8 protein-coding genes are annotated in these 7,392 nt (G+C 70.0%); 2 read left to right on the top strand and 6 right to left on the bottom strand.

The annotated features are described in order from the left end of the window. Positions 1–290 precede the first annotated feature (290 nt). The 3 genes from RIM90_RS29380 to thyX form a co-directional block, all read right to left on the bottom strand. Positions 291–1,976 (bottom strand): ribonuclease J, encoded by a 1,686-nt coding sequence (locus RIM90_RS29380; RefSeq protein ID WP_309063782.1) that lies wholly within the window; start codon positions 1,974–1,976, stop codon positions 291–293. 156 nt (positions 1,977–2,132) lie between these two features. Beyond that, entirely contained in the window at positions 2,133–3,032 is a 900-nt protein-coding gene (dapA, locus tag RIM90_RS29385) for a 4-hydroxy-tetrahydrodipicolinate synthase (RefSeq protein WP_309063783.1), read from the bottom strand. Between the two features lie 213 nt (positions 3,033–3,245). Continuing rightward, a complete protein-coding gene (gene thyX, locus RIM90_RS29390; protein WP_309063784.1) occupies positions 3,246–3,986 on the bottom strand; it encodes an FAD-dependent thymidylate synthase in 741 nt (246 codons plus the stop codon). A gap of 211 nt (positions 3,987–4,197) precedes the next feature. Here thyX and RIM90_RS29395 point away from each other — a divergent pair, with 211 nt between their 5' ends. After that, on the top strand, positions 4,198–4,437 hold the full coding sequence (locus RIM90_RS29395) for a hypothetical protein (protein ID WP_309063785.1): 240 nt from the start codon (positions 4,198–4,200) through the stop codon (positions 4,435–4,437). Between the two features lie 113 nt (positions 4,438–4,550). After that, the gene (locus tag RIM90_RS29400) at positions 4,551–5,105 is read left to right on the top strand and encodes a hypothetical protein (protein WP_309063786.1); all 555 of its coding nucleotides are present in this window, start codon (positions 4,551–4,553) and stop codon (positions 5,103–5,105) included. A 78-nt stretch (positions 5,106–5,183) separates the two neighbouring features. Here RIM90_RS29400 and RIM90_RS29405 read toward each other — a convergent pair whose 3' ends face one another. From RIM90_RS29405 to RIM90_RS29415, 3 genes are all read right to left on the bottom strand, one after another. Beyond that, the gene (locus RIM90_RS29405; RefSeq protein WP_309063787.1) at positions 5,184–5,627 is read right to left on the bottom strand and encodes a hypothetical protein; all 444 of its coding nucleotides are present in this window, start codon (positions 5,625–5,627) and stop codon (positions 5,184–5,186) included. Positions 5,628–5,642: 15 nt separating this feature from the next. Then, a complete protein-coding gene (gene dapB, locus RIM90_RS29410; RefSeq protein WP_309063788.1) occupies positions 5,643–6,395 on the bottom strand; it encodes a 4-hydroxy-tetrahydrodipicolinate reductase in 753 nt (250 codons plus the stop codon). Between the two features lie 53 nt (positions 6,396–6,448). Continuing rightward, on the bottom strand, positions 6,449–7,392 hold a 944-nt coding region (locus tag RIM90_RS29415), incomplete at its 5' end, for a pitrilysin family protein (RefSeq protein WP_309063789.1).

The raw sequence follows: 7,392 nt of genomic DNA on the forward strand, positions 1-7,392 counted from the left end.
TTCCTCCGGGCGCTTCCCTTCGGTCTTGCGTCTCCGACTCTATCAGATCTTTCCGATCCGATTTCCTCGGTGCTTTCCAGGTTCCCGCTTCCGCGTTTCCCTTTCCGGCGCTTCCGACTTTATCAGAGATTCTGAGTCGGATTTTCCCGCCCCTCCGGGGACTGGTTCCGACGCACGAGGTGGTCGGGTTCCCGATCGGGGGGAGCTGTAAACGTACTGGAGCGGGGAGCCCCGATGCAAATCGGGTCGCCCCGCTCCTGGTTCGCTCGTAGGTGAGGTCCGACGGACCGTCAGACCTCGACCACCACGGGCAGGATCATCGGCCGGCGCCGGTACGTGTCGGAGACCCACTTGCCCAGTGTCCGGCGGACAAGCTGCTGGAGCTGGTGGGGTTCGACGACGCCGTCCTGGGCCGAACGCTCCAGCACCTCCGTGATCTTCGGGATCACCTCGGCGAAGGCGGAGTCCTCGATGCCGGAGCCCCGGGCCTGGAGGTGCGGGCCGCCCGTGATCTTGCCGGTGGACGAGTCGATGACCACGAAGACCGAGATGATGCCCTCGTCGCCGAGGATTTTGCGGTCCTTCAGGGCCGGCTCGCCGACGTCACCGACGGAAAGGCCGTCGACGTAGACGTATCCCGCGTGGACCTTGCCGACGATCTTCGCCTTGCCCTCGACGAGGTCGACGACCACGCCGTCCTCGGCGATGACGATGCGGTCGTGCGGGACGCCGGTCATGGCACCCAGTTCCGCGTTGGCGCGCAGGTGGCGCCATTCGCCGTGGACCGGCATCAGGTTCTTCGGACGGCAGATGTTGTAGAAGTACAGCAGTTCGCCCGCGGACGCGTGACCGGAGACGTGCACCTTGGCGTTGCCCTTGTGGACGACGTTGGCGCCCCAGCGGGTCAGGCCGTTGATCACGCGGTACACCGCGTTCTCGTTGCCGGGGATGAGCGACGACGCCAGGATCACGGTGTCGCCCTCGACGATGCGGATCTGGTGATCGCGGTTGGCCATGCGGGACAGGGCCGCCATCGGCTCGCCCTGGGAACCCGTGCAGACGAGGACCACTTCGTTGTCGGGGAGGTCGTCGAGGGACTTGACGTCCACGACCAGGCCCGGCGGGACCTTGAGGTACCCGAGGTCGCGGGCGATGCCCATGTTGCGGACCATGGAGCGGCCGACGAAGGCGACCCGGCGGCCGTACTCGTACGCCGCGTCCAGGATCTGCTGGATGCGGTGGACATGGCTGGCGAAGCTGGCCACGATGATCCGCTTGCGGGCGCCGGCGAAGACCTGGCGCAGCACGTTGGAGATGTCGCGCTCGTGCGGGGTGAACCCGGGGACCTCGGCGTTCGTGGAGTCGGAGAGGAGGAGGTCGATGCCCTCCTCGCTCAGGCGGGCGAACGCGTGGAGGTCCGTGAGGCGGTTGTCCAGCGGAAGCTGGTCCATCTTGAAGTCGCCGGTGTGGACCGCCATGCCGGCGGGGGTGCGGATGGCCACGGCGAGCGCGTCGGGGATCGAGTGGTTGACCGCGATGAACTCGCAGTCGAACGGGCCGATGCGCTCGCGCTGCCCTTCCTCCACCTCCAGGGTGTACGGGCGGATGCGGTGCTCCTGGAGCTTCGCCTCGATGAGGGCGAGGGTCAGCTTGGAGCCGATCAGCGGGATGTCCGGCTTCTCGCGGAGGAGGAAGGGGACGCCGCCGATGTGGTCCTCGTGGCCGTGGGTGAGGACGATGCCCTCGATGTCGTCGAGGCGGTCCCGGATGGACGAGAAGTCCGGCAGGATCAGGTCGATTCCGGGCTGCTCCTCCTCGGGGAAGAGCACTCCGCAGTCGACGATCAGCAGACGGCCGCCGTACTCGAAGACCGTCATGTTCCGGCCGATCTCGCCGAGGCCACCGAGCGGGGTGACGCGCAGGCCGCCTTCGGGCAGCACCGGGGGCGGGCCGAGTTCAGGATGCGGATGACTCAAAAGACTCTCCTCACCACACGCGCCACGTACCGGTGGGGCACGTGGCGCGCATGACGTTCGTGCAGAAGCAGTTGTCGATGTGGGGTGCGGGCACCGGTGGCCCGCCTCTTCAGTTGTGAAGTCCGGTTGCGCGAGCGGGCGCGCGAAGTCTCGTTGCTAGAGCTGTACCCCGCCGGCGGCAAGATCGATCTTGAGCTGCTCGATCTCTTCCGGCGCGCACTCGACCATGGGGGCGCGCAGGGGCCCGGCGGGCAGGCCCTTGAGGGCGAGCGCCGCCTTGGTGGTCATCACGCCCTGGGTACGGAACATCCCCGTGTAGACCGGGAGCAGCTTCTGGTGGATCTCGGTGGCCTTCTGGACGTCTCCCGAGGTGTACGCCTCGACCAGGGCGCGCAGCTCGGGGGTGACGAGGTGGCCGACGACCGAGACGAAGCCGACGGCGCCCACGGAGAGCAGGGGCAGGTTCAGCATGTCGTCGCCGGAGTACCAGGCGAGGCCGGAGCGGGCGATGGCCCAGCTGGCGCGGCCGAGGTCGCCCTTGGCGTCCTTGTTGGCGACGATCCGGGGGTGCTCGGCGAGGCGGACGAGCGTCTCGGTGTTGATCGGGACGCCGCTGCGACCGGGGATGTCGTAGAGCATGACCGGCAGCTCGGTGGCGTCGGCGACGGCCGTGAAGTGCCGGTAGAGGCCCTCCTGCGGGGGCTTGTTGTAGTACGGGGTGACGACCAGCAGGCCGTGCGCGCCGGTGCGCTCGGCGGCGCGGGCCAGCTCGATGCTGTGGTGGGTGTCGTTGGTGCCGACTCCGGCCACGACGTGGGCGCGGTCGCCGACCGCCTCCAGGACCGCTCGTACGAGATCCGATTTCTCCGCGTCGCTGGTGGTGGGGGACTCGCCGGTGGTGCCGTTGATGATCAGGCCGTCGTTGCCTGCGTCCACCAGGTGAGCGGCGAGCCGCTGTGCGCCGTCGAGGTCGAGTGCGCCGTCCGCCGTGAAGGGCGTGACCATGGCGGTGAGGACCCGCCCGAAGGGGGTCTGCGGAGTGGAGGTCGGAGCCATGGGTTACACGCTACTCGTTGCTCAGGTCGGGGTCTGCCCTCGGGGGAGGCGACGGGGCGGGACAAAGGGAGGAACCCGGCACTGCCTGCTCGGGGGTTCAGGCAGTGCCGGGCCCGTTTGATCAGGCTAGATGAACTTCCCTAAATGCCGCAATACGGACACCTTGCAGGGTTGCCCCGTGCACGTGCACCCGGCGCGCGAACGGGGGGTTCCTTACGGGGCCACACGGCCGTTCGCGTTGAAGGCGGCGTGGGTGAGCGGCATGAGCCGGGCCCACTCGGCCTCCATCTTCTCGCCGACCATCTCGATCTCCCGCTGCGGGAAGGACGGGACCTTCGCCAGTTCGTGCTGGGTGCGCAGCCCGAGGAAGTGCATCAGCGAGCGCGCGTTGCAGGTGGCGTACATCGAGGAGTACAGACCGACGGGGAGCACCGCGCGGGCGACCTCGCGGGCGACGCCGGCGGCGAGCATCTCCTGGTAGGCCTCGTACGCCTGCCGGTAGGAGTCCTCCATGACGCGGCCCACCAGCTCCTGCTGGGCCGCGGAGCCCTCGACGAAGCGGTACTTGCCGGGGCGGCCCTCCTGGACCAGCTTGCGGGACTCGTCCGGGACGTAGAAGACCGGCTGGAGCTCGCGGTAGCGGCCCGACTCCTCGTTGTACGACCAGCCCACGCGGTGCCGCATGAACTCGCGGAAGACGAAGATCGGGGCGCTGATGAAGAAGGTCATCGAGTTGTGCTCGAAGGGGCTGCCGTGACGGTCCCGCATCAGGTAGTTGATCAGGCCCTTGGAACGCTCGGGGTCCTTGTTCAGCTCGTCCAGGGACTGCTCGCCGATGGTGGAGACGCGGGCGGCGAACAGCACGTCGGCGTCGGACGCGGTGTGCTTGACCAGCTCGACCGTCACGTCGCTGCGGAAGTCGGGCTTGAGGTCGTCGGCGGGGGTTTCGGTCACGGCGTGGGGAGTCCTTCCATCACGTCTCTCGGGCGGCGCCCACTTTACGGCCCGGCGTCGGCGAGGGGGCGTTCGGTACCGGGAGGCGACATAGGGCGGTGAACGGCGGCGAACTTCTGCGAAGTCGGCGAAAGTGGGCACCTTTCGGGACGCTCGCTCGTCTGTGTTGGTGACAGTGATTCATTCGAACCCGGAAAGGAGACGCACCCTGATGTTCGGTCGGCGCGAACCCGTACCGTTCGCCTTCCTCGCCGAGGCCGACAGGTTCCGCAGCAATGTCACTCCCCCGCCCCCTGAGCGGGCGACCGCCGGTCAGATAGCCGGGCGCTGGCTGCTGGGGCTCACCGTCGTCGCCGGGCTGGTGGGCTCCCTGGTCATCGGGATGCCCGCGCTGTCCACCGAGCCTCCGGGCGCGGGGAGCCAGCAGTCACAGGCGACCGACGGGCGCTGAGCCGCCGGGTCGACCGCACCGTCTCCGTCCGGACCCCCGAAGGTGGTGACAGGGGACACAGATCGGTAGCCTCACCGGGCACTGCCCACGCATGGATCGAGTGAGGACCAGCCGTGCCCCTGCCCTTCCTGACGGCCGACCGCGCGTTCGACACGGCGGACGATGCCGCCCTGCCGTACGAGGACCGTGATCGCTGGCGGCGCCCGTACCGTCCCGGGCCGTGGCGGGTGGGTGCGGCGGCGCTTCTGCTGCTGCTCGCCTCGTTCGTGCTGTTCGCGGGGGTCATCATCGCGGCGACGGCGACGCTGTCGTCCGCCGGGGCCGTGTTCGCCATCGCGCTGGTCGTCGTCGGCTGCGCGTTGAGGATGCTGCGCATGGGTGTCTGGGTGAGCGCGCGGGGCCTGCGCCATGTGGCCCTCCTCAGCACGCGGACGACGTCCTGGGAGCAGGTGGCCTCCGTGCGCACGGTGCAGCAGCCGGTGCGCTGGCTGGGGCTGCCGCGCATGGTGCAGGGGCAGGCGCTGCTCCTCGTCCGGCGGGGGCGGGCGGCGGATGCCCTGCCGCTGCTGACCTCGCACAACGCGGACTTCCTGGGGCGGGATCCGCTGGCCTTCGACCGGGCGGCCGACTCCGTGGAGGTCTGGGCCGACGAGTACCGGCGGAGCTGAGCCCGCGGAGCCGCGCCGTGTGCGCCGGGGCCCGTCCCGCGTGGACGGACCGGGCCCCGGCGCACACGGCGCACGCGATCAGTGAGAGGTCTTGTGCAGGGTGATCGCCCGCTGCATGGCCTTGCGGGCGCGCGGGGTGTCGCGGGCGTCGTGGTAGGCGACGGCGAGCCGGAACCAGCTGCGCCAGTCGTCGGGGGCGGCCTCCGTCTCGGCCTTGCGCCGGGCGAAGACCTCGTCGGCCGAGTCGCGGTCGACGCGGCCGCTGGGGAGGCGCTTCAGCTCGTCGACGGGCAGTCCGCCCTCGGCGTCGAGCTCGGCGGCGAGCCGGTTGGCGTTGCGGACGAACTCGGTGTTCTTCCACAGGAACCACGCACCGATGACCGGCAGGATCAGCACCGCGACACCGAAGGCGACGGTGAGGGGCGTACCGGTCTCGATGAGCAGCACACCGCGGCTGCCGACCAGGACGAAGTAGACGACCAGGACGGCGGCCGTGATGGCGTAGGAGATCTTGGCGCGCATGAGGTCGGCCCGGGCTCAGTTCAGGTCGAGGAAGTGTTCCAGGCCGAAGGTCAGGCCGGGAGTGGTCACCACGCGGCGGGCGCCGAGCAGGATGCCCGGCATGAAGCTGCTGTGGTGCAGGGAGTCGTGGCGGACGGTGAGGGTCTCGCCCTCGCCGCCGAGCAGGACCTCCTGGTGGGCGAGCAGGCCGCGCAGCCGGACCGCGTGCACCGGGACCCCGTCCACGTTCGCGCCGCGGGCACCCTCCAGGGCGGTGGCCGTGGCGTCCGGGGAGGGGGCGCTGCCGGCCCGGCGGCGGGCCTCGGCGATGAGCTGGGCGGTGCGGGTGGCGGTACCGCTGGGGGCGTCCACCTTGTTCGGGTGGTGCAGCTCGACGACCTCGACGGACTCGAAGTACGGGGCGGCGATCTGCGCGAACTTCATGGTCAGCACGGCGCCGATGGAGAAGTTCGGCGCGATGAGCACGCCCGTCTCCGGGGACCGGTCGAGCCAGCCCCTCAACTGCGCGAGGCGCTCGTCGGTCCAGCCCGTCGTCCCGACGACCGCGTGGATGCCGTGGCGTACGCAGAAGTCGAGGTTGCCCATGACCGAGGCGGGGGTGGTCAGCTCCACGGCGACCTGGGCGCCGGTCTCGGCGAGGGTCTCCAGCTTGTCGCCCCGGCCGAGGGCGGCCACCAGCTCCATGTCCTCGGCGGCCTCGACCGCCCGTACCGCCTCGGACCCGATCCGGCCCTTGGCGCCGAGGACCGCCACGCGCAGCTTGCTCATCTTCCTTGCTTCCTTGTCGGAGGGGGTGGGGGCCTGTCCGGCACGGTCCCGCGCTAGGCGACGGCGTCGTGCAGCCGGGCCGCCTGCTTGTCCTTGAGCGGGCCGATGACCGACAGGGAGGGCCGCCGTCCCAGGATGTCGCGGGCGACCGAGCGGACGTCGTCCGGAGTGACCGAGGCTATCCGGGCCAGCATGTCGTCGACCGACATCTGCTCGCCCCAGCACAGTTCGCTCTTGCCGATACGGTTCATCAGCGCGCCGGTGTCCTCCAGGCCGAGGACCGTGGAGCCCTTGAGCTGGCCGATGGCGCGCTCTATCTCGTCGTCCGGCAGTCCGTGCTCGGCCACGTGGTCGAGTTCGTCGCGGCAGATCTTCAGCACGTCGTGGACCTGCGACGGCCTGCAGCCCGCGTACACGCCGAACAGGCCGCAGTCGGCGAAGCCGGAGGTGTACGAGTACACGCTGTAGGCCAGTCCGCGCTTCTCCCGGACCTCCTGGAACAGGCGGGAGGACATGCCGCCGCCGAGGGCGGTGTTCAGCACGCCGAGGGCCCAGCGCCGCTCGTCGGTACGGGCCAGGCCCGGCATGCCGAGGACGACGTGGGCCTGTTCCGTCCTGCGGTCGACGAGCTCGACGCGGCCCGCGGTGCGCAGGGCGCGCCGGCCGCCGCGCGGGGCGATCGGCTGGGCGCCGGGGTCCTTGAAAGCACCGGCCCTCTCGAAGGCGGCGCGGACCTGGCGTACGACCTTGCCGTGGTCGATGTTGCCGGCGCAGGCGACCACGAGGTGGGTGGGGTCGTAGTGCTTCTTGTAGAAGCGGCGGATGCGGTCCGCGGTGAGGGCGTTGACCGTGTCGACCGTGCCGAGCACCGGGCGGCCGAGGGGGTTGTCGCCGAACATGGTGTGCGCGAACAGGTCGTGCACGCAGTCGCCCGGGTCGTCCTCGGTCATCGCGATCTCTTCGAGGATGGCGCCGCGCTCGACGTCGACGTCCTCCT

The sequence above is a fragment of the Streptomyces sp. genome (genome assembly GCF_031181555.1).
Classification (GTDB): Bacteria; Actinomycetota; Actinomycetes; order Streptomycetales; family Streptomycetaceae; genus Streptomyces; species Streptomyces fimbriatus.

What these genes read in the sequence shown, in the direction of transcription:
- dapA (WP_309063783.1), bottom strand. Translation starts at nt 3,032, where the DNA reads ATGGCTCCGACCTCCACTCCGCAGACCCCCTTCGGGCGGGTCCTCACC.
- RIM90_RS29395 (WP_309063785.1), top strand. Translation starts at nt 4,198, where the DNA reads ATGTTCGGTCGGCGCGAACCCGTACCGTTCGCCTTCCTCGCCGAGGCC.
- RIM90_RS29405 (WP_309063787.1), bottom strand. Translation starts at nt 5,627, where the DNA reads ATGCGCGCCAAGATCTCCTACGCCATCACGGCCGCCGTCCTGGTCGTC.
- dapB (WP_309063788.1), bottom strand. Translation starts at nt 6,395, where the DNA reads ATGAGCAAGCTGCGCGTGGCGGTCCTCGGCGCCAAGGGCCGGATCGGG.